The sequence below is a fragment of the Sporomusa sp. 246TCP1 genome (assembly GCF_057319775.1).
In genome coordinates this window covers 2170726-2191634 of sequence record NZ_CM170492.1, presented here as the reverse complement: position 1 = coordinate 2191634, position 20909 = coordinate 2170726, and the positions used below count along the sequence as shown (strand labels likewise).

Here is a 20909-nt window from a genome sequence, read left to right as displayed (position 1 = left end):
ACCATTAATGCTAAAATTAGACAGAAGAAGGAAATATAAGACAAATATATAGCGTAAAGGTACAGGTGCCCGTAAGGGCTTCATAGAAAAGCCGGTGCAAGGCCGGCGCGGTCCCGCCACTGTAATGGGGAGCAAAGCCAAGAGATGCCACTGGGATACAAATCCTGGGAAGGTTTGGCAGCGTAATGATCCAGAGCCAGGAGAACTGCCTGTTTGACAATCACCATTTTACCTGCGAGTGACAGGGAGGGGATTACGTAAGGTTACTAAACCCTAAAGGAACTGGCAGCTTGGCGTAAGCACTCCCAATATGGGAGTTTTTTTATTTTTCTCGAGGACCCCAACGTCAAAGACCTGCCGCCAACAGACAAGAACGCCTACCGCACTAAAAAAACAAGCGGCTCTGTTCCCGTAAGGGAGCGGCGACCAGACATACTGAAAGATTTGCTATCCAGGGACGAAGAGCACACTGCGCCGGCTGTGGAAACCGCCAGGAAACACGTCAGGCGCAACGCGGCCAAAGTCATCGACTTAGTGGCGAGCATTGCTAACTGGAAGCAGAAATCGCCGGCCTGGAACAGCAGCTTGACACGGTTGGGCTGCCGGACAAGAAGAAAAAAAGCGACCCCAAAAAGAAACCGGCGGCACCGGCAAAAAAAGCGGCACAAAAGGTTACTGTGCTGTTTTTGGCCGCCAATGCCCTGAAAAATGCTCCCTTGCAGCTTGATGCCGAAGCCAGGGCGATTCAGGACAATATCCGCCGGTCCGAACACCGCGAAGCCATCGACTTTGTCACCCGCTGGCAGCAGAGCCGCTCGACATCCTGCAGGCCATCAACGAAGTCAGCCCGCAGGTGGTTCATTTCAGCGGCCACGGCTCCCAGGACGACCAACTGGTGCTGCAGGGCGACGACGGCCAGCCCAAATTCGTAAGCTTAGCGGCCATTGTCCAGGTCATGCTGAGCGCCTCAGACACCATCAGGCTGGTGTTTTTTAATATCTGCTTTTCCGATGATGAGGCGGAAGCGGTAGTCCACTATGTGGAAGCAGCCATCGGCATGAAAACCTCGATCGGTGACGAAGCCGCCAAAGTATTTGCCGCTCAGTTTTATTCGGCACTCGGTTTTTGCAAATCCCTGCAAACTGCTTTTGAACAGGCCAGGGCTGCGCTCATGCTGCAGGGCATCGCGGAAGAAAACACGCCGCAGCTCTATGTCAAAACAGGTCTGGACCCGGCGCAGCTTGTTTTGGTCAAGGCCTAGTACGGCTAAACTTGAAGAGAAATATGATGGCTCTCGTTTAGCACTGCTCACGCTTAGAGTCGTATCCTGCCGGGATGCCATTCATTAGCCAGGGGCACGGTCGCCACACCCTTGCCGCGTACCCCGTGCCAACGGCCTGCCGGCAGCAAGGGAGCCGCGGGCTGCCCGGATTTGCGACGAAAATAAAAAGGCCGCCCTCAGTAGGAAGGCGGTCCGGTCGTGACGTATAGCCAGGAACGAAATTATTTCTGTTCGCCCTGGAAGAATATGCTATAATTAGCCTACAGGCTTGTCGGGAGACGGTTAGCTCCTTCCTTTTTAGGAAGGGGGTGGTAAATGAGTCAGCATTCGAAGCAATGTATCTGATGATTGCATTCGCAACGCTTGTTGTGCTCATGATAAAACCGAAAAGCCGCCTCCTGCTAAGTGTGCGGCTATTTCTTAATAGCTTGAACATGAGCTAACCATTTTCCGGTTAGACAGCCTGTGGGGCTGGCGTGTGTTGAGCACGTCAGTCCTTTTCTTTAGTATACCCATAGAATGAAAAATATGCAAGCGGTCATTCATAAGTTTGCGGATTCAGCGTGAATCCGCGAAATCATCAGAAAGAAGGTGTTGAGATGAAAAAGAATGCAATACTGTTTGGCAATCGAAAAACCGGGACCGGCTGGCTGCCGCCCTTGCCTGATCTGCGCGATTATAGCGAGTGTCACCCCAAGCTGCAAAAAGCAGTGCAAAAACTAGGTATAGACAATAACGCCCCCCTGCCGGCGAAGACCGATCTGCGGCAATGGTGCTCGCCTGTTCAGGACCAGGGGGAGCTGAGTTCGTGTACCGCTCATGCGGCGGCGGCCATTATCGAATATTTTGAGAACCGGTCGTTTTCCCGCAACATTGCCGCTTCCCGCCTGTTTATCTACAAAAATGCACGGAATCTCCAGGGTGTGACCGGTGACAAAGGGTCTTATATCCGCGATACCATGGGCGCTTTGGCCATGTGCGGTGTGCCGCCGGAAAAGTACTGGCCGTATACGGAAAAGGAGCCAGACTTTGATAAAGAACCAACTTCCTTTGTCTACGCGGTGGCGGACAACTATGAGGCGCTGCAGTATTTTTGCCATGATGCGGCAGCAGGAAATAAATCGACAGACGAAGTGCTGACAAGTGTGAAAAAATATCTGGTTGCCGGTATTCCGGCGATGTTTGGCTTTTACGGCTTTCCCTCGTTTACCGAGTCAGATGTTGCCGGCGGCATTCCCTGCCCCGGTGCGATCGAACAGGCACAGTGGGGACATGCGGTGGTCGCCATAGGGTATGATGATGGCCTCATCATCAAGAATACCAAATATAATCTGGAAACCTGCGGCGCGCTGTTAATCCGCAATTCCTGGGGCAGCACCTGGGGCGATCAGGGTTATGGCTGGCTGCCTTATGCATATGTCCTGAATAAGCTGGCGAGTGATTTCTGGTCGCTGCTTAATATGGAATGGCTGGAAGCCGATCAATTTGGGATTTAATACCGGAAAGGAAGGGGAGGTATAACCATGAACATCATCGACTGGTTTAAAAACCTAATAAAACGAGAGGCCAAACACTATGTGTTTACTCCCATCGCAGCTGATATTGAGACGATTGAGTTTAAAGAGGGACAGCACTATTTCCGCCTGCGGCTGGCGGAAATGTTCTTAAAGAATGACCGTAAATTATTCCGCAACTATGTGCCGGTGGTTTCTTCCAGCGTGCAGCTGCAGTTTGGTTCCAATGCAGCGCAGGAATTACCCTATATTGCCGGGCCGCTTACACTTGATCTTGACGAAGCTTCCCTGGGAAAAGGGGTACAGCTCAATTATTCCCTGACAAACCTGGTGCCGTATCACGGCGGCAATGTAGCCATTAGTGCCGCATTACTGGCCTATGTCTCCAAAGACTACTTTCAGGAATTTCTCAGCATGAGTAACAGTATTGCCACTTTGTTGACTATCGGTCAGCTGTCGACAACTCTCAAGGTCGTTGACAGTGCCGTTAGCGGGATGCAAGACTTGTTCGATGCCGGGGATAAAGAGATTCATCTGGTGTTCCACAACGAATATTCAGGTACTGGCAGTCTTGGCGGCGTATCCTTGCAAAACGGCTATTTTGCTGTTATTGCAGCCGATGCGGCTAAGTTTGAAACAGAAAAATTATTTGTGAAAGATTCACAACTGCAGTTCGGCGAGGATGCGCAATCAGCCAAACCACTCACTGGTTACGATTACATGCTATTCCTGATCGAAGCGGCTTTGTACCGGGATGATTTCCGGTATTTTGACGACTATAACAGTTTAATGGATACGGCGATTGAAAAAGGCATGACTAACAAAACAGAAGGCGATGCCATCCTCAAAACCGTAATGCTGGCGGTCTTCAAATCCGATGATCTGACCTACGTCGATAAAACGCGTGTTGCGACCGCATTAAAAAAGGAGTATGAAGAGCGAATCTCCTTCCAAAGCAAACCAGGCAGCAAAACAGACAAAAATACGCAATGGCTGAATGACAGGGTCTTGGCACTTGATCCGGAAATGGTATCGCGGCAAATTTCGCCGGTTTTGGCCGATGAGAATTTGAATGCTGCGGTCATTGCCGATAAGATCCTTGCGATGGTCATGAATGCAGAAATAGAATAGAAAATGCCCCAAAAACAAATGGGGGGATTTTTATGAAAATTGTGATTGATCCTGGCCATTCCGGGCCGGTGGAACCGGGAGCCTGCGCCGAAGGCGTGCAGGAGTGCGATGTGGTGCTGGCAATTGCCAAACTGCTGCCAGAGCAGTGCTGTGAACAAGGTTATGAGTTTTTACTTACCCGCAGTGGCGACATTATGACCGATGATTTGGCTTTCCGGGCGGAAGTTGCCAATACGAACAAGGCCGATGTGTTTATCAGCATTCACACCAACAGTGCAGAAAGTCCGGCCGCCCATGGTACAGAGGTTTATCATTATCCGGGCAGCGTAAGCGGCAAGCAGTTGGCGGCCTGCCTGCAGGCCCGTCTGATAGAGAAACTGGGAACAGCCGATCGAAGTGTAAAAGAAGCTAATTTCCAGGTGCTTAGAGAAACGGACTGTCCGGCGGTGCTGGTGGAAGTGGCCTTTATTTCTAATGAGAGCGACCGGCAATTGCTGACCAGCAGTGCAGGACAGTTGACAGCAGCGGCAGCTATAGACAACGGCCTGGCGGATTATTTTGGGATAAGGCGCATCAGTGTAACCAGGGATAAAGTAAAATATCGTTAACAATTTGCTATAATAAAGGAAAAGAATACAAGGGGGATGATGAGCTAACTTCATCCGCAGGGATGAGGTGTTGGTGATTGAAGAATTATGTACACATATTAAAATTATTGATAAGGGAAAAAAATCACAAAATATATATTTACAAAACACCCTGAAAATGCTAAGATTTGACGTAGAGAAGCGAATTTTGAAAATTCGCAGATATGACAGATGTCATATTAGCGCTTTAAACGACAGGCATAACAGCATAGATGATAAAAATGTGGTATGAAACCATGGGGGGCAAAAGACTGCTCCCATGGTTTCATACTTTTTTTGTTGTCCAATAGACTGTTGGCAAACTAATTTTTAGGGAGGTTACTATGGATAAGCAACAATGGGACAAGTGTGTGGAATTTCATGGACATGAGTGTCCGGGACTGGCTATTGGCTTTAAAGCCTGTGAAGCGGCCATTGAAAAACTGGGGATAAAATTTTCTGAAGATGAAGAGGTGGTGTGTGTTACGGAAAATGATGCTTGCGGGGTGGATGCGATTCAGGTAATCACTGGTTGCAGTATAGGCAAGGGCAACCTCTTATACAGAGGCACCGGTAAACAGGCGTATAGCTTCTTTAACAGAACTACCGGCGAAAGCATCCGGTTAGTGCTGAAACCGTTTAAGGGGGAACAGGACAGGAAAGAGCGGCAGGAGTATTTACTGAATACACCTGCCGGCGAAATTTTTGAATTTAAAAAACCAAAGTATGCTGTCCCGGAAGAAGCACGCTTATTTACTACTATTATTTGTGAACAATGCGGCGAGGGCTCTCCAGAACACAAAATCAGACTTCAGGACGGCAAAAAAGTTTGTCAGGACTGCTTTGAAGAATATAGCCGGGGCTGGTGACGTATGAACATTGATTATTTCACCGAAGCATGGAAAAAAGATCTGTCTGAATTAGAAGATACACAACAATTCTGGAATATGCGAGCCGATGAATTTAATAACCAGCATGGCAATAAACAGGGTGAACAACGGCGGCAGCAGGTTATTGAGTTCTTAACAAGCCGGGACATGCTGCCTGCTGACGCAGAAATTCTTGATATTGGCTGCGGTCCGGGCAAATATTCGGTTGAATTTGCCCCAAATGCCAAACAGGTAACCGGGATTGATATTTCCCCCAAAATGCTCGAATATGCCCGTGAGAATGCCTGGCAGCACAAGATGGATAATGTATTGTTTGAACTGTCGCCTTGGGAAACACTCAATCTGGAGGAGTGCGGCTGGCAGAAAAAATATGACCTGGTATTTGCTTCCATGTGCCCTGGTATCAGCAGCAGCGACAGCCTGCTAAAGATGTGCCGCGCCAGCAAAGACGCTTGTTTTCTTAGTGGTTTTGTCGAGCGGAAAGATAATCTGCGGGATAAGCTGCATCAAGCGGTATATGGCAAAAACCCTGATCACCGCTGGGGAAAAAATATCTACTATGCAATCAATTTACTGTGGTTGTCAGGCTACTATCCGGAAATAACATATTATGACAATGAGTTTGACCATGTTTGGCCGCTTGATAAAGCCGTCGAACTGTACAGCCATCAATTAAAGCGCATGACAAAATTAAGTCCAGTAACCGGGGACATTGATGACAAAATTGCCGGTTATCTGGGCAGCATAGCGGTTGATGGCCTTGTATCCGAGAAAGTACAGTCCAAGATTGCCTGGTTATGCTGGAAAGTATAAGTTTTGCTAAAAGGGGATGCAACTTACGTTGAAAACTTGGCGGCAGAATGCAGTGGTCATAGCAGTAGCTATTATATTACTGGCGTTTGCGGGCGGCTGTGGTACAGACGGACAATCTGCGCCTGCAGCAGATCCCAATAAGCCGCTGGTAATTAACCTGGGCGGCGGTGACTCCGGTCTTCCTTCCCCCTACAGCCACTATCCACGGGGGCCTGGTACCTTTAAAATGAATTTGATATTTGACAGTCTGTTAGAAAGAGGGGAGCAAGGCTACATTCCCTGGCTGGCGGAAAAATGGGAAATATCGCCTGACGGTAAGGTATACAGATTTACTCTGCGGCAGGGTGTTAAATGGCATGACGGTCAGTCAATGACCGCACATGATGTAAAATTCACTTTTGAATATTTTGCAAAAAATACGCCAGTGTCTGATGAACTTACTATTAGTGGTAAAAACATCATTGAAGCCATTGAAGTGGTAAACGACTATACCATCAAGATAACTGTAGATCAAGCCAACGCTACAATATTGGCCAGGCTGGGAAATGTCCGAATTATCCCTAAACATATCTGGGAAAAGGTTAACGACCCGAAAAAGTTCAATACGCCGGAGGCTGTGATTGGCTGCGGACCGTATGTGCTGAAAGAGTATGACAAAGAACAGGGCGCATATAATTATGAAGCTTTTAAAGATTACTGGGGGCCGAAGCCACGGGTTAACGTACTGCAGTTTATTCCGGTCAGTGATAGTGTTTTGGCCTTTAACAAAGGTGAGATCGACTTGACAGGAATGACTCCTGATCTGCTGGCAAAGTATAAAAATAACCAGGAATTTACAATTAGAAAAAATCCGGCATTCTGGGGCTGCCGCCTGATTTTCAACATGGAAAGACGGCCGGAGTTTAAAGACAAGCTGGTACGGCAAGCCTTTGCCTATGCCATTAACAAGCAGGAGATTGTCGATAAAGTAGCGCGGGGAGCCGCGGTACCGGCAAGTGCCGGCTATCTGCCAGTAGATCATATCTGGTATAACAAGAATGTCAAACAGTATGATTTTAACATTGAAAAAGCCAAAGAATTGCTGCAGGGTAAAAAGCTGGCATTCACCTTGCTGATATCAAACTCAGAGGCAAGGATTGCCGAGTTAATGAAAATTAGCCTGGCCCAGGCAGGCATTGAGCTGACTGTCAAAAGTGTTGATGGTAAAACGCGGGATGCAGCAGCCAGAAGCGGTGATTATGAGATTATCTTAAATGGTCATGGCGGCTGGGGCGGCGATGCCGATTTGCTTAGAACAGTCTATGCGTCCAAACAAACTTCCGCCCAGAGTCCGTCAGCAAACGGCATATATGGCTATAGCAATGAGGCTATTAACCAGCTTTGTAGCCAGCAGCTTACAGAAATTGATCAAACGAAACGTAAGGAACTGGTGTTTACGCTGCAGGAACTGATCGCCGAAGAAGTACCGCAACTGCCAATCTATAACACTACCGGCTATATTGTTTACAGACCGGCAAAATATGACGGCTGGAGGTATATGTTTGACCACCATGAAGTCACTCATAACAAGCTCTCCTATCTTGAAAGTAAGTAGTGCCATGCGCAGCCGGTGGCTGAAAAAAAGTATGGAGTACCTGATTACTTTTTTCTGCATCATTACGCTGAATTTTTTCCTCCCCCGCCTCCTGCCCGGGGACCCGTTTACCTTCTTGTCAGGGGAGGTGGATGAGGTAACAGTTGCCTGCTCGGAGGAACAGCTAGCCAAGTATAAAGCATACTTCGGACTGGACAAATCACTGTCAAGCCAGTATGCCGACTATCTTGGCAATATGCTGCAGGGCAATATCGGCTATAGCATCTATTATAACGAGGATGTGCTCGTTATTTTAGGCAAACGCGTATCATGGACTATCGCGCTGGTGGTGGTTTCGCTGCTGCTGAGCTGCGCGTTGGGAATTATTCTTGGCAGTCTTTCTGCCTGGAACCGCGATAATGCGATTGACCGGCTGCTGTATTTTTTGATGATTTGCTTTTCAGAGATTCCCGCCTTTTTAACCGGTTTGGTTCTGCTATTTGTTGGTGCCGCCTGGCTGGGGTGGTTTCCGTTATCCGGGGGAATGAGTACCTTTGTGAAATTTGCTTCACCCTGGCATAAAGCACTTGATCTTGCACAGCATGCTGTTTTACCGGTGATTACGCTGGTACTGGCAAGACTGGGCAGTTTCTACATGATCTCCAGAAGCAGTATGATTACTGTTTTGTCGAAGGACTATATGCGTACTGCCAGAGGAAAAGGTTTATCTAAACCCCGCATCCTGTTTGTACATGCCTTAAAAAACGCCGCAATCCCGGTAGTTACCAGAGTGTATTTGAGTTTGGGCACAGTTTTCGGCGGAGCGGTACTGGTGGAAAATGTATTCTGTTATCCCGGAGTTGGTCAGTTGATGCGCGAATCGGTCATGATGCGGGATTACATTCTTATCCAGGGAATATTCCTGTTTTTCGCCATAACGGTACTTATCATGAACTTTGCAGCTGATTTGCTTTATAAGAAGCTGGACCCGCGGGTTACTTGAACAAGAAGGGGCGACAGATGATTAAGAAGCTATCACTTTCCGGACAAGCAGCAATTATCGTACTCTTCTTGGTATTGGTAATCGGCTTATTGGCAGGTTGGCTGTCGCCCTATTCCCATACTCTGCCTTCCGGGCGGGCCTTGCAGCCGCCAGATACTGTTCACTGGCTGGGTACTGATGAACTGGGAATCGACTTGTGGGCGCAAATCTGCCATGGTGCCCGGCTCAGCATCTTTGTCGGCCTGGGCACAGCGTTGCTGGCAGGGCTTGGCGGGTGTATCATCGGGATCATATCCGGGTATTACGGGGGACTGGTTGACAGGGTCATTATGAGAATAACCGATTTGATGATTGTCCTGCCGGATTTGCCGATGATGATTTTGCTTGGTGTATTCTTAGGTCCCAGTATCTATAACATCATTATCGTGCTTGCCTTATTTTCCTGGACGGCTCCGGCCAGAATTGTGCGCTCGAAAATTTTGTCAATGAAACAGGAAAAATACATTGCTGTAGCAACAAGTTATGGAGCAGGCTTTTTCCATCTGACAACTCGTCATTTCCTGCCAGGTGTACTACCGCTTGCCGTAGTAAGTATCATTCGATTAACCGGCCGGGCCATTGTTGCTGAAGCGGGACTGTCCTTTCTGGGGCTTGGTGACCCAACCTCGAAAAGCTGGGGTTTGATCTTGAACCATGCAGTCCATTTTAAAGGCATTTATTTTACTGAGTTTTGGAAGTGGTGGGTAACCGTACCAATGTCGGCGATTACCCTGCTGGTAGCGGCTATTGCCATCTTAGCAAGGGATTGTGAGAAGTTGGTTAATACGAAACTCTAAGGAGGACGATGTGCAAATGGGACAGGTATTGCTGCAAGTAGATAATTTAACAGTGAATTATGCTGCCGGTGAATGCACGGTAACAGCGCTGGATGACATCTCCTTCTCAGTGGAGGAAGGGGGCAGTCTGGGGATTATTGGTGAATCCGGCAGTGGCAAGACGACCATAGCTATGGCACTTATGGGACTGCTGGAAAAATCTGCTGTTGTTAACGGCAGAATAAGGTACTGTAAAAAAAACCTACAAGAACTTTCTGAACAAGCACGGAATCAATACCGCTGGCGCAGCATAGCTGTCGTTTTCCAAAATAGTCTTGATGTCCTCAATCCGGTACTTACCATTCATGAGCAAATAGTTGAATGTCTGAAAAAACATACAGAACTACAACCGGCAGAAGCGTGTAAAAAGATTGACAAACTATTGCAAATAGTAGGGCTGGACACTTGTTGGCAGGAATATTATCCCCACCAGCTTTCAGGAGGAATACGGCAGCGGGTGTTGCTGGCGATGGCTCTTTCCTGCGATCCTGATGTACTGATTGTCGACGAACCGACAAACGCGCTGGATGCTGTTACTAAAAATGAAATTACCGGACTTTTGTCAGAATTGCACAGGAAAAAAAACTTTACTCTTATCGTTATATCTCATGAAGTTAAGACCGTGGCTAAGCTTACTTCCCGGCTTGTTGTCCTGTACAAGGGCCGCATTGTGGAAGAAGGAGTAACCAAAGACATCATCAACAACCCGATGCATAACTATACCCGGGGCTTGTTGAACTCATCGCCTGATATGAATCCCTACCGGGATTTGTGGGGTATTCCGGATGAAGCCGGATATTTTGCCAATAGCGGTTGTCCATTCTATGCCCGGTGTAATCAGCATATCGAAAGTTGTATGACCAATAAGCCTAACCTGGAATATATTTCCTTAGAACGCAGGGTAGCTTGCAATCGCCAAGGGATTGTGACACTTATCCAAGGATCAGGGATCAATAAAACCTACATATTTAAGGGAAAACAAACTAGGGTATGCAACAACTGCGGACTGGAAATACGTTCAGGTGAAGTTGTGGCGCTCATCGGCCAATCTGGTTCAGGTAAAACCACGTTGGCAAGTATTCTTGCCGGAATACTTGCGGCTGATAACGGTGAAGTCATATTTAAGGACGAAAAAGTGAGCGGCAACAGCGCGACTTGTAAGAAAAACGGTATCCAGATGGTGTTTCAAGACCCCTATTCATCGATCAATGAGCAGTTTACTGTTGAACAGGCGGTACGAGAGCCGCTGGATATTTTGCGTTGCTATTCTTCACTGGAAGAAAAGACAGAGACTGTTATCACTGCATTAAAAAATGTTCAGTTTTCAGGAGAGGAAAGCTTTTTGAAGCGTAACTGCCATACGCTGAGTGGCGGACAGCGGCAAAGGGTAGCACTGGCACGAGCCTTAGTTATGGAACCGGCCTTATTGATCGCCGATGAAATCAGTTCCATGCTTGATCCTTCTACTCAGGCTAATATTTTACGGCTGTTGAAAGGGCTGCAAAATCTCAAAGGTTTTGCCATGCTGTATATAACCCACGATCTGCCTGTAGCGCAAAAGATCGCCGACAGGGTTTATGTTATGCAGCAAGGCAAAATTGTCGAGAAAGGGAATGCACTTGATGTATTTATTAGTCCTACCCAAAGCTATACCCAAAAGCTGGTTAAAGAAGGGCTTATGGTAAATTAATAATAATGGGGATAAGAGAATGATAAAAAAAATAAAGAAAATCAAAAAAAAGAAGTCACTGTTATTAACATTGGCGATGTTGTTGCAAGCTTCTCCAATGGTTTACGCCGATGAAACCATTCCTGATTTTGCTTTGGAAACCATTGTGATAACAGACAGCAAAATTGTGGGTGAAGGTGAGACAACCAAAGTAACTTCCCTTAATGTCAAAGATAAAATTGATGCCGGGCAAATTAATAGTATTACCGATTTGCTTCAGGATGTGCCGGGTATTATTGTTACAACAAGTCCGCAAAGCGGCACAACTGTATATCTGCGCGGGATGAAAGGCGACCGGGTGCTGGTGGCGATTAACGGCAATGTTATCGACAGCCAGGGTCCGATATCCCGGGGGCGTGCTTTAGAATGGGATTCTTTGCCGGTGAGCAATGTCAAAAAAATCGAGATTATCAGGGGCGCCAGTTCGGCGCAATATGGCGGAGCCTTGGGCGGGGTTATCAATATTGTGACAAGCGATACGCCGGGCGAAAACAAAACGTATCTCAAATCCAGCTTTGGCAGTGATGGCGACCGCAAGAACAGTATAAGCAACCAGGGAACTACTAAGGATGGGAAAATTTCCTGGTCAGTCAGTGCCGACAAAAAAGAAAATGACGGCTTTTACCGCAATAACTTCAAGGACAGCCATGATACCAATCTAAATTTGACATACCATTTTACCGATAAACAAAGGCTGTCGCTGGCGATGACCGATAGTTACCGGAAAGAAGGAACCGTGACTGGCAATAACCAAAACGGCGAGGACAATGGCTGGGATTCTTCTTATCCGACGGTGCCGATGGCTCCTAGCACTGGTATGAGCAGCGGTTCGCAGTATTTGGACGGCAGTTTCCGCGAGTTTGATACCCAAAATTATTCGGCTAATTATTATGACGGTAACTGGAAGATTGGCTTGTATAAAAATACCCAGGACCGAACCGATAATCTCAGGTATTCGAATTCGACAAGCATTTCAACGAAGACAACGGAAAATAGTGGTTATAACTGGCAGCAAACCCGGCAATTTGGAAATCATAAGCTCACTACCGGGCTGGATTACAGGGAACTAAAGTATAAAACAGAATCCACTTTGTATGAAACAAAGCTAAACGGGTATTACATTCAGGATAATTGGCAAATGAATAACAAAGTATTATTGGGGTTAGGTTTGCGGTATGACCATTTTAAAGCCGATAACAATCTCACCGGAATTAACTATTCAGATGAATCGGAATTAAGTCCCAAGTTGAACATGACATATAAACTGAATTCCAATGAATCAGTATATGCCAGTGCCAGCCGGGTATTTAAGGCACCTCCCTTATCAGAGTTTTCTAAATGGGCAAGCAATTACTCCCCAAGCGCGGACAGCTTGGCTAAGAAAAACAGCAATTATAATAAATATGTAAAAGATAATTATGGCGGAAACACAAGCAATTTTACCCTGAGCGACTGGCAGAAAAAGTTAGGGGTTTTGGGCACAGAAGATGGTATGTCTTATGAACTGGGATGGCAAAAGCAGTTTACCGAGAAATTCAGCACCAAGATCACCGGATTCTATAATGACATTGACAATTATGTTACCTCTTACTCCGGCGGCAGTATTAATTCTGCTCCGCCTCCTTATAACCTGGGTAATGCAAAAATCAAAGGGGTAGAATTTGCGGCCGATTATCAATTCTCAAAAAAACTGGGAATGGTATTTAACTATACTACCCAGCATGGCAGCAAGAGCGGGGATAGATTTGATCCTACAGGGACAGACCTTGACAGTATTCCCAAAGGCACCGTAAATTTAGGACTTCGTTATAATAACCGGCAAGGTTTCCGAGCCGCATTGGACGGGCAGAGAATTAAACCGGCGTCTAATACAAAGACGGACAGTTATACCTTGTTTAATTTAGGTATATCTTATACAACCAAAAATGACCAGACCATTGCGTTAGCAGTGAACAACCTGTTCGATACCGACTATGAGCAAACCGACGGATTCCCAATGCCAGGAAGAAACTACAGCGTATCATACCAAATTGGGTTCTAACTATAATCAATTTCAATTAAAGCGGAGATGAGAAAGTGTTAAAAAAAAAAAAAAAAGGCGTTGCTGATGACGTTAACAGTTTTACTACAAGTTTCTCCCATGGTTTATGCCGAGGAAACTACGCCTGATTTCGCTTTGGAAACTATTGTGGTGACAGACAGTAAAATTGTGGGGGAAGGCGAAACGACCAAAGTTACTTCCCTTAATGTCAAAGACAAAATTGATGCCGGACAAATCAACAGTGTTACCGATTTGTTAAAAGATGTTGCCGGTATAGTCGTTTCCACAGATCCGCAATCAGGGACAACAGTTAGTATGCGCGGCATGACCAACGAACGCCTGGTTGTGGCGATCAACGGCAATGTTATTGAAAATCAAGGGGGTCTGTATCGGGGGCGTGCCTTGGAATGGGATTCGCTGCCGGTAAATAATATCAAGAAAATCGAGATTATCCGTGGCGCCAGTTCGGCTCAATATGGTGGCACCTGGGGCGGGGTTATCAATATTGTGACAGTAGATACTCCTGGGGAGAATAAAACCTACCTAAAATCTAGTTTTGGCAGTTATGGCGACAAAAAATATTCGATAACTAACCAAGGAACTACTCAGGATGGTAAGATATCGTGGACAATCAGTGGCAATAAACGGGAAAGTGATGGATTTTATCGCAACAACTTTAAGGAAAGTCATGACGTTAATCTTAATCTGACCTACAATTTCACCGATAAGCGGAAGTTATCGGTTGCCATGACTGACAGTTACCGTAAGGAAGGAACATTAGTAGGCAATAATAAGGATGCCAATAATGATAATGGCTGGGACTCTGATTATCCGACAGTGCCGATGGCTCCGACCACTACTACGACAGGTAACCAGTATCTAGATGGAAGTTATCGCGAATTTAACACCAAGAACTATTCGTTAAACTATACTGATGATAACTGGAAGCTAGGTTTGTACAAGAACAAGCAAGACCGGAATGACTGGTTACGCTATTCAAACTCAATTGGAACCGCTGAATTAAAAACCGATAATAGTGGTTACAACTGGCAGCAAACCCGCCAATTTGGGAACCATAAGCTGACTACTGGATTGGATTACCGTAAACTAAAATTTGGTGTGACGAATAGTAGTTCGCTGAAAGCGGAAATGAACGGCTACTTTGTTCAGGATAACTGGCAGGTAAACCAAAAAACACTGCTTGGCTTGGGTTTGCGTTACGACCAGTATCAATCAAGTAATCTGCTGACTTCCAAAGAATATTCAGATAAATCGCAATTAAGTCCGAAACTAAATGTGACCTATCAGCTTACTCCCCAGGAAGCCGTATATGCCAGTGCCAGCAGGGTGTTTAGACCGCCAACGGTGTCTGACTATGTCCGGTGGCAAATGAATTACACACCCAGCAATGAGAGCAACTCAAACTACATGAAGTACAAAACGTATAATAAGCTTTCGGATGAGTGGACCTTGGCAGATTGGCAAAAGACTATCGGTCAATTAGATACAGAAAACGGCATGGCGTATGAAGTGGGTTGGAAAAAACAATTTAATGATAAATTCGGTGCTAAGGTGACAGGATTCTTCAATGATATCGACAATTATGTAATCTACTACATGGGTTCTGGCATCAATTCCGGTCCTCCCACTTACAATATTGATAATGCCAAGATTAAAGGAGTGGAAATAGCTACCGATTATCAATTTTCGAAAACGCTGGGAATGGTATTTAACTACACTACTCAACATGGCAGCAAAAGTGGTGATCCGTTAGATCCTACTGGTACAGAAGTTACCACAATACCAAAAGAAACCATCAATTTGGGGCTGCGCTATAATAACCGGCAGGGTTTTCTGGTTGCATTGGATGGACAACGAATTCAGACAGTAGCTGCGGCTACGACGCGTGGCTATACACTCTTTAATTTAGGGATGTCCTATACTACTAAGAATGATCAGACCGTCGCGCTGGCTGTCAACAACCTGTTTGATGTCGACTACGAACAAACAGCAGATTTCCCAATGCCGGGAAGAAACTATAGTTTGTCATACCAAATTGGTTTCTAAAATATAAAAAAAGGGAGTTGTTATCATGCCTAAAAAGATTGTTGGAGTTTTGCTAATACTGTCCTGTCTATTGGTTTCTGTCAATATCGCCTGGGCAGGTCAGGCTACTGACAAAGGTTATCTTTTCTGGAATGCCGTAACGAAAAAAATGTCTCAGGAATCATGGAAAATGATGGGAGATAAGCCTGAAAACATGATTGTATTGACAAATAGCAGTTATGTGAAGTTTGGAGATTATTCTCCCCAAGCGACGATTGACGGCTTGAGTAAAGAGATTGGCTGTACAGTAGGCAAAGGAAATTTATTAGAAGTTCATGCCGCCCGTACTAATCCTTTATGGTTTGTTTTATATGATAAAGAATCCGGCAAATCTGTATATTGTGTTGTCAATAAAGAAAAAGCATTGGAATTATTGGATAAAGGGGTAACAGACCTGAAAGGTGTATCTTCCCAGGATTTGTTCAGCAAAATAGTCTGTGAAAATATCAAAGCCGACTATTTGTTTGCCCATGCGCAGGCTTGGGATAATAAAACCAAAGAAAAAGTATTTGACGGCAATGAATTTAGAATAGTGACTATTGTCAATGCCGCCGCTAAAGGCGCCCCGGTCGATTTTATGAACGGCGTACTTTACCATGATCATTTTTGTCCGGGAGTTGCCAGCGGCTATTTGCTGGCAAACTTTTTAGAAAGGGAAATGCCGCTGCGCTCAGCCAGTGAGTCGTATTTCATTATCTCCGCCCCTGTTTGGTGCAAAGAAGATGCCTTGCAAACCGTGCTGAATACCACGCCAGGTAAATCTGGTATGGCAATTTTGCCAATGGATGCAAAATCTAAAGAACAGTTATTACCAGAAGCCAAGAATTTGGCAGGTATTTACTTCCGTACTGACAGAAAAACCAAAAAGAGTGAGGCTTTAGTATTGACTTTCGATTTTGCTAAAGGGGCTGCTTTAAGCGGCTTGGATAAACAAAATCTGTTTGAGTGGGAGAAGAAAGTAAAAACAGTGCTGTGGGAGTTGGATAATCTGGACAAACCTGAACTATTTATAACTGTACTGAAGCGTTTTGAATTGAAAGATGGTGAAACCCCGATGAGCTATGTTCAACCTGGAGTCAATCCGTTAGCAAAGTTGGGACTGATAGTGAAAGAATAACTAAAATACTAGGACTATTTTTCGTTGGCTGCGGAAAAAAGAGAGATGGAGAAAGGCGGTTTGTACTACGAGCCTGTTGAACGGTAGTGTCTTACGCCAAAGTTCCAAATGTACAGGCAGGGAATAACGAATAGGATGCCATAAAGTGGTGTTAACATGTACAGGGGATAAGGCCCTTCTGTTTTATCAAGGAGAAATAGCAGCGGCAGGTAATTGACACAACCGAAAGGAATAACAAAGGTAAAAAAACGGGTTACCCATTTTTGATAAATATTAAGTGGATACTGGGCCATTTCCCGACCGCCGTCAGTGAAAACATTGGCTATTTCAATGGCCTGAACCGTCCAAAAGCATAACGTGGCCGATAGTATGAAGATTCCGGTAAAAATAAAGACCCCGCTTATGATCATCAGAATAAGTGTCAGCGCTTTTAGGATATTCCAGTCAAGCGGGAGGTTGAGCAGTGTCCAGGTTAATACACCGCTGCTTTGCAGCAGACGGCCGATACGGGTGAATTCAAACTGGGAACCTATAACCTGCAGTACCGTACTGCGCGGCCGCAGCAGCAGCCTGTCGAATTCTCCGGTACGCACCATTTCGGAAAAGTTATCAAACCCTCTGGCACAGCATTGGCTGATAGCGAAAGACATATGAATAATGGAGAAGCACAATGCCACTTCCAAGAAACTCCAGCCTCTTATTGAACCAAAACGCGCAAACAGAAGATACACGCCGCCAAAAACGGTAAGCGGGAGCAGCAATTGTCCTAAAGCCAGCAGGAAAAACGATGTTCTGTACTGCATCTGGGCATTTAATAATATTCGTAGATAACATAAATACAGTTGCATTATTAATTAACCTCCCTGCACTACAATTTGCCTTAGGGCTTTATGTAAGGCCGCTTTGCCCAGTGGAACAAGTAACATCAACCAGATTACCTGAGCAAGTATTCCCCCAAAAGCTTCATTTACAGGGATATTGCCGCTATATATTCGAAACGGCAAATCCGCTGCCAGCCGGAAGGGGAGAGAATAGGCAATTGTTTGTAACCAGTCCGGCATTAACGGAATGGGAATAATCATACCGGCGAAAAATTCACCGATAACACCAAATAGTAACAATGAGCCTGCTGGTGACATGGTGATAAATACTGAGATATAAATAAACATTGATATTGCTACCAGTATTAGAAGCCCTAAAACCAGTGTAAGCAAAAATAAGGCAAAAGCGGCAAAATCAGGCGGCAGTGACAGCTGGTATGGCCCAGGCAGCAAGAATGCAATTACGAGAATGGGAAAACATCGCAGCAAGGCCCCGGACAGTCTTTGGGCAATAAGCTTTGCATACCAGAAGTGGTATAAGTCACAGGGACGACAAAGCTCATAGGCAATATTGCCACTGGTTATCAAACCAAATATTTCGTTATCCCTAAACCACAGCATAATAAAAGCCAGAAACGCCTGTTGCAACCAGATATAGGAAACCAGTTGCGATAGCGTGATTGGTGGAGGATTAAGCGCATTGGCATAAAATGCTTCATAGAGCATGGTGAATATGAAGCCAAAGAAAAACTGTGTGGCCATCCCGGCGAGTGCGGCGACCCGATATTGCAGGCTGTTGATTAGCCGCATTTTAAATACGGAAAAATAAACATTCATATGGTAAACTCCCGGTATAACTGAACGATAATTTCTTCGATCGGTGGGTTTTCTACGGTAACATCCAGGAGTTCAAGCTGTCCGGCAAGTGCGGTTAGGACTTCGGATATGGTGACAGTGTGTAAATCCACCAGTAAACTGGCTTTGTCAGCAGTTTGGGTTAGAAGCTTTGCTCCTTTAAGCGCAAGGGGGGCGGTGTTTCTGCAAAAATCAATGGTAACAGTTTTTGTTGCACCAAACCGGCTCTTTAAGTCATTCAGGCTTCCATCATAGAGTATGCTGCCTTTGCCAACCAGGAGAATCCTGTCAGCCAGGGCTTCAATATCACTCAGATCATGAGTGGTGAGGATGACGGTAACTTTTTCTTCCTGGTTTATTCTTTTGATAAAATTTCGTACAGCAAACTTAGATATGGTGTCCAAGCCGATCGTCGGTTCGTCCAAAAAGAGGATTTTCGGGCTGTGCAACAATGCTGCGGCCAGCTCGCAACGCATTCTCTGGCCCAGGCTTAGTTGGCGAACAGGATTATTAATGATACAGCCCAGGTCAAGCGTTTCAACAAGCATAGCCACACGCTGGATGTATTTTTCCTGGGGGACTCTGTAGATATCCCTTAATAACTCGAAGGAGTCAATCACCGGGACATCCCACCACAATTGTGATCTTTGCCCGAATACAACACCGATATGACTAACATGGGCAATTCTATCCTGCCAGGGGATGCGTCCCATGATATGGCAAGTTCCTTTATCTGGCACCAGAATACCACTCATGACTTTGATTGTAGTGGATTTGCCGGCACCGTTAGGTCCGATATAACCCACTATCTCACTTTCCCCGATATGAAATGATACATTTCTTAGTGCCTCAATCTCAGTATATTCCCGTTTGAACAGTGCTTTGGCTGCTGCGGTAAAGCCGGCGGCGCGTTTTGGGACTCTAAAGGTTTTACACAAGCCCTTCACTGTAATCATGCTCATCCCCCTCGCTATTCATATGCTGAAACTATTTTAAGCGATTTAGGTTAAATAAGGAAATTCTTCCTGACCTGTAATTAGCAGGTACTGTACGTTTTAGCTAAAGCATGTCCGAAGAGAAGGTGAATTCTTACTCTGACAAAATTTTTCTTGACAATGTTACATTTTGCGGATAAACTAATCTTATAGATATAAAAATGTATCTATCGGGCATTTTATTGGAATAATGTTAAAATAAGTCGGCAGATATTCTGCTGGCTTTTTTATACATAAAGAAAGTATATTTTTTTGAACCGCAGAGACGCAGAGGGAATGTCTCGATATACATCTCCCCTCTGCGCTCTCTGTGTACTCTGCGGTTAGAGCCGTATCCTCCAGGGCGCGATAGCGATTTTTTTACTTAGCATGTTACTCAGACCTTGAGTTTAATTCGCTCCTGGCTAACCGCCAGGAGGTTTATATTAGCTTATTGGTTATCACTTCTGATTATAAACGGTCAGGAGGTTTACTATTTACGACAATTATATTAACACGACAGGAATAATAATATGGATATCTCATTAGCATTATCAGATGTTTTAATAATGTGGAAAACTGCATTGCCGGCCATGTTTTTAGGCTGTTATTGTGGTGTTGTACTTAAGAGCGGACGTTTTTTTTCTTGGTTCAGCAAAGTATTGCGACCAATGACCGCACTGGGAAAATTGCCGGAAGCGTTAGGTCCATTCTTTATTTTATGTTTACTGAACAGGTATGCGGCTAATGCTATGCTGGCGGAAATCGGCCGTAACGCTATTGTAAATAGAAGTGGCATCATTGCTGTTTATCTGATGGGTTCTCTGCCTACCGGGATCTATTTCACTATCTTCTATTTCAGTCCAGCTTTGATCGCCGGTTTGGGCTGGAAGCTGGGCATGGCGTTTATCGCTATAAACATTGGCATGAGTACACTTGTAACAGTGATTGGCATCTTATGGAATCGCGTTAACTTCCGGCAAGATGAAGGCAGCAAACCGGATCACCGGCAGGCATTTTCCGGTACGACAGCCGGCAAGACTGATCTGATAGCTGCGGCAAAGACAGCCTTTTGGCAGTTTTGGGATATAGCCATAGTCTTTATGCCTGTTACGTTTGCCTTTGCGCTGTTTATGCATACAGCTATCATTAACGAGATTCTGGCAGGTGTTGCCCCGGTTTTACACGGGGTTCACCTGACCGCAGCCGGAGCTTTAGTCATTTTGGCCGGTATACCTACGCTGATTGCGGCCATAGGTGTTGCCGGAACGCTGCTGCAAAGCGGCGCACTGGTGGCGGAGGAGATAATTTTTACGCTTTTGGTGGCGTCCTTTTTTCATAATGTATATGATGCTGTATCCCGTATATTACCGACGAATGTTTCGATATTTGGCGTCAAGCTGGGTGTTATGCTTACTATTGTAGGTACCGCTATTTATCTTGCGATGGTGGTGATAACTGCCGGTATTACCTTGTATGCAGGAGCTATCTAATGGTGAATTTTGTAAAAAATAATTGACAACCTTGTCAATTATTGATATCATTAATTAAAATTTAGA

The 20909-nt window shown here is 45.4% G+C and carries 19 protein-coding genes and 1 riboswitch; of the genes, 15 read left to right on the top strand and 4 right to left on the bottom strand.

Features of this window, described 5'->3' with window-relative positions; genetic code table 11:
- The first annotated feature begins 46 nt into the window (after positions 1-46).
- Positions 47-227, top strand: a riboswitch (cobalamin riboswitch).
- 150 nt (positions 228-377) lie between these two features.
- Entirely contained in the window at positions 378-773 is a 396-nt protein-coding gene (locus AC1ECB_RS10660; RefSeq protein ID WP_485668679.1) for a hypothetical protein, read from the bottom strand.
- Positions 774-799: 26 nt separating this feature from the next.
- Between AC1ECB_RS10660 and AC1ECB_RS10655 the strand changes: the two genes are divergently transcribed.
- The 14 genes from AC1ECB_RS10655 to AC1ECB_RS10590 all read left to right on the top strand — a co-directional run bounded on the left by AC1ECB_RS10655 (position 800) and on the right by AC1ECB_RS10590 (position 16700).
- Entirely contained in the window at positions 800-1261 is a 462-nt protein-coding gene (locus AC1ECB_RS10655) for a CHAT domain-containing protein (RefSeq protein ID WP_485669318.1), read from the top strand.
- Positions 1262-1881: 620 nt separating this feature from the next.
- Positions 1882-2778: a C1 family peptidase gene (locus tag AC1ECB_RS10650; protein WP_485668678.1), complete on the top strand. Its 897-nt coding sequence runs from the start codon at positions 1882-1884 to the stop codon at positions 2776-2778.
- Positions 2779-2805: 27 nt separating this feature from the next.
- Positions 2806-3927: a hypothetical protein gene (locus AC1ECB_RS10645; RefSeq protein ID WP_485668677.1), complete on the top strand. Its 1122-nt coding sequence runs from the start codon at positions 2806-2808 to the stop codon at positions 3925-3927.
- Positions 3928-3959: 32 nt separating this feature from the next.
- Positions 3960-4535: an N-acetylmuramoyl-L-alanine amidase family protein gene (locus AC1ECB_RS10640; RefSeq protein WP_485668676.1), complete on the top strand. Its 576-nt coding sequence runs from the start codon at positions 3960-3962 to the stop codon at positions 4533-4535.
- Between the two features lie 73 nt (positions 4536-4608).
- The gene (locus AC1ECB_RS10635) at positions 4609-4806 is read left to right on the top strand and encodes a hypothetical protein (RefSeq protein ID WP_485668675.1); all 198 of its coding nucleotides are present in this window, start codon (positions 4609-4611) and stop codon (positions 4804-4806) included.
- 91 nt (positions 4807-4897) lie between these two features.
- Positions 4898-5422: an FmdE family protein gene (locus AC1ECB_RS10630; protein WP_485668674.1), complete on the top strand. Its 525-nt coding sequence runs from the start codon at positions 4898-4900 to the stop codon at positions 5420-5422.
- 3 nt (positions 5423-5425) lie between these two features.
- Entirely contained in the window at positions 5426-6256 is an 831-nt protein-coding gene (locus AC1ECB_RS10625) for a methyltransferase domain-containing protein (RefSeq protein WP_485668673.1), read from the top strand.
- Positions 6257-6284: 28 nt separating this feature from the next.
- On the top strand, positions 6285-7850 hold the full coding sequence (locus tag AC1ECB_RS10620) for an ABC transporter substrate-binding protein (RefSeq protein WP_485668672.1): 1566 nt from the start codon (positions 6285-6287) through the stop codon (positions 7848-7850).
- On the top strand, positions 7807-8832 hold the full coding sequence (locus AC1ECB_RS10615) for an ABC transporter permease (protein WP_485669317.1): 1026 nt from the start codon (positions 7807-7809) through the stop codon (positions 8830-8832). The genes AC1ECB_RS10620 and AC1ECB_RS10615 overlap by 44 nt, the downstream gene beginning before the upstream one ends.
- Positions 8833-8849: 17 nt before the next feature.
- Positions 8850-9668 carry an ABC transporter permease gene (locus AC1ECB_RS10610; RefSeq protein ID WP_485668671.1) on the top strand — a complete coding sequence of 273 codons (819 nt, stop codon included), beginning with the start codon at positions 8850-8852 and terminating at the stop codon, positions 9666-9668.
- Positions 9669-9684: 16 nt separating this feature from the next.
- Positions 9685-11397, top strand: a complete 1713-nt coding sequence (locus tag AC1ECB_RS10605) for an ABC transporter ATP-binding protein (protein WP_485668670.1) — start codon at positions 9685-9687, stop codon at positions 11395-11397.
- A gap of 19 nt (positions 11398-11416) precedes the next feature.
- The gene (locus tag AC1ECB_RS10600; RefSeq protein WP_485668669.1) at positions 11417-13477 is read left to right on the top strand and encodes a TonB-dependent receptor; all 2061 of its coding nucleotides are present in this window, start codon (positions 11417-11419) and stop codon (positions 13475-13477) included.
- Positions 13478-13543: 66 nt separating this feature from the next.
- Positions 13544-15544: a TonB-dependent receptor gene (locus AC1ECB_RS10595; RefSeq protein ID WP_485668668.1), complete on the top strand. Its 2001-nt coding sequence runs from the start codon at positions 13544-13546 to the stop codon at positions 15542-15544.
- A 25-nt stretch (positions 15545-15569) separates the two neighbouring features.
- Positions 15570-16700 carry an FmdE family protein gene (locus AC1ECB_RS10590; RefSeq protein WP_485668667.1) on the top strand — a complete coding sequence of 377 codons (1131 nt, stop codon included), beginning with the start codon at positions 15570-15572 and terminating at the stop codon, positions 16698-16700.
- Positions 16701-16765: 65 nt separating this feature from the next.
- On the opposite strand, the gene AC1ECB_RS10585 is transcribed toward AC1ECB_RS10590, so the two are convergent.
- Genes AC1ECB_RS10585 through AC1ECB_RS10575 form a run of 3 tightly spaced genes read right to left on the bottom strand, consistent with a single transcriptional unit; the run spans position 16766 to position 19332 of the window.
- On the bottom strand, positions 16766-17548 hold the full coding sequence (locus AC1ECB_RS10585) for an ABC transporter permease (protein ID WP_485668666.1): 783 nt from the start codon (positions 17546-17548) through the stop codon (positions 16766-16768).
- A 6-nt stretch (positions 17549-17554) separates the two neighbouring features.
- Positions 17555-18358 (bottom strand): ABC transporter permease, encoded by an 804-nt coding sequence (locus AC1ECB_RS10580; RefSeq protein ID WP_485668665.1) that lies wholly within the window; start codon positions 18356-18358, stop codon positions 17555-17557.
- On the bottom strand, positions 18355-19332 hold the full coding sequence (locus AC1ECB_RS10575; protein WP_485668664.1) for an ABC transporter ATP-binding protein: 978 nt from the start codon (positions 19330-19332) through the stop codon (positions 18355-18357). Before AC1ECB_RS10575 ends, AC1ECB_RS10580 begins: the two co-directional genes overlap by 4 nt.
- A gap of 551 nt (positions 19333-19883) precedes the next feature.
- Between AC1ECB_RS10575 and AC1ECB_RS10570 the strand changes: the two genes are divergently transcribed.
- A complete protein-coding gene (locus tag AC1ECB_RS10570; protein WP_485668663.1) occupies positions 19884-20843 on the top strand; it encodes a hypothetical protein in 960 nt (319 codons plus the stop codon).
- Positions 20844-20909 lie beyond the last annotated feature (66 nt).

What these genes read in the sequence shown, in the direction of transcription:
- AC1ECB_RS10615 (WP_485669317.1), top strand. Translation starts at nt 7,807, where the DNA reads ATGAAGTCACTCATAACAAGCTCTCCTATCTTGAAAGTAAGTAGTGCC.
- AC1ECB_RS10605 (WP_485668670.1), top strand. Translation starts at nt 9,685, where the DNA reads ATGGGACAGGTATTGCTGCAAGTAGATAATTTAACAGTGAATTATGCT.
- AC1ECB_RS10645 (WP_485668677.1), top strand. Translation starts at nt 2,806, where the DNA reads ATGAACATCATCGACTGGTTTAAAAACCTAATAAAACGAGAGGCCAAA.
- AC1ECB_RS10575 (WP_485668664.1), bottom strand. Translation starts at nt 19,332, where the DNA reads ATGATTACAGTGAAGGGCTTGTGTAAAACCTTTAGAGTCCCAAAACGC.
- AC1ECB_RS10600 (WP_485668669.1), top strand. Translation starts at nt 11,417, where the DNA reads ATGATAAAAAAAATAAAGAAAATCAAAAAAAAGAAGTCACTGTTATTA.
- AC1ECB_RS10650 (WP_485668678.1), top strand. Translation starts at nt 1,882, where the DNA reads ATGAAAAAGAATGCAATACTGTTTGGCAATCGAAAAACCGGGACCGGC.
- AC1ECB_RS10625 (WP_485668673.1), top strand. Translation starts at nt 5,426, where the DNA reads ATGAACATTGATTATTTCACCGAAGCATGGAAAAAAGATCTGTCTGAA.
- AC1ECB_RS10630 (WP_485668674.1), top strand. Translation starts at nt 4,898, where the DNA reads ATGGATAAGCAACAATGGGACAAGTGTGTGGAATTTCATGGACATGAG.
- AC1ECB_RS10595 (WP_485668668.1), top strand. Translation starts at nt 13,544, where the DNA reads ATGACGTTAACAGTTTTACTACAAGTTTCTCCCATGGTTTATGCCGAG.
- AC1ECB_RS10590 (WP_485668667.1), top strand. Translation starts at nt 15,570, where the DNA reads ATGCCTAAAAAGATTGTTGGAGTTTTGCTAATACTGTCCTGTCTATTG.
- AC1ECB_RS10570 (WP_485668663.1), top strand. Translation starts at nt 19,884, where the DNA reads ATGGATATCTCATTAGCATTATCAGATGTTTTAATAATGTGGAAAACT.
- AC1ECB_RS10640 (WP_485668676.1), top strand. Translation starts at nt 3,960, where the DNA reads ATGAAAATTGTGATTGATCCTGGCCATTCCGGGCCGGTGGAACCGGGA.
- AC1ECB_RS10580 (WP_485668665.1), bottom strand. Translation starts at nt 18,358, where the DNA reads ATGAATGTTTATTTTTCCGTATTTAAAATGCGGCTAATCAACAGCCTG.
- AC1ECB_RS10585 (WP_485668666.1), bottom strand. Translation starts at nt 17,548, where the DNA reads ATGCAACTGTATTTATGTTATCTACGAATATTATTAAATGCCCAGATG.
- AC1ECB_RS10610 (WP_485668671.1), top strand. Translation starts at nt 8,850, where the DNA reads ATGATTAAGAAGCTATCACTTTCCGGACAAGCAGCAATTATCGTACTC.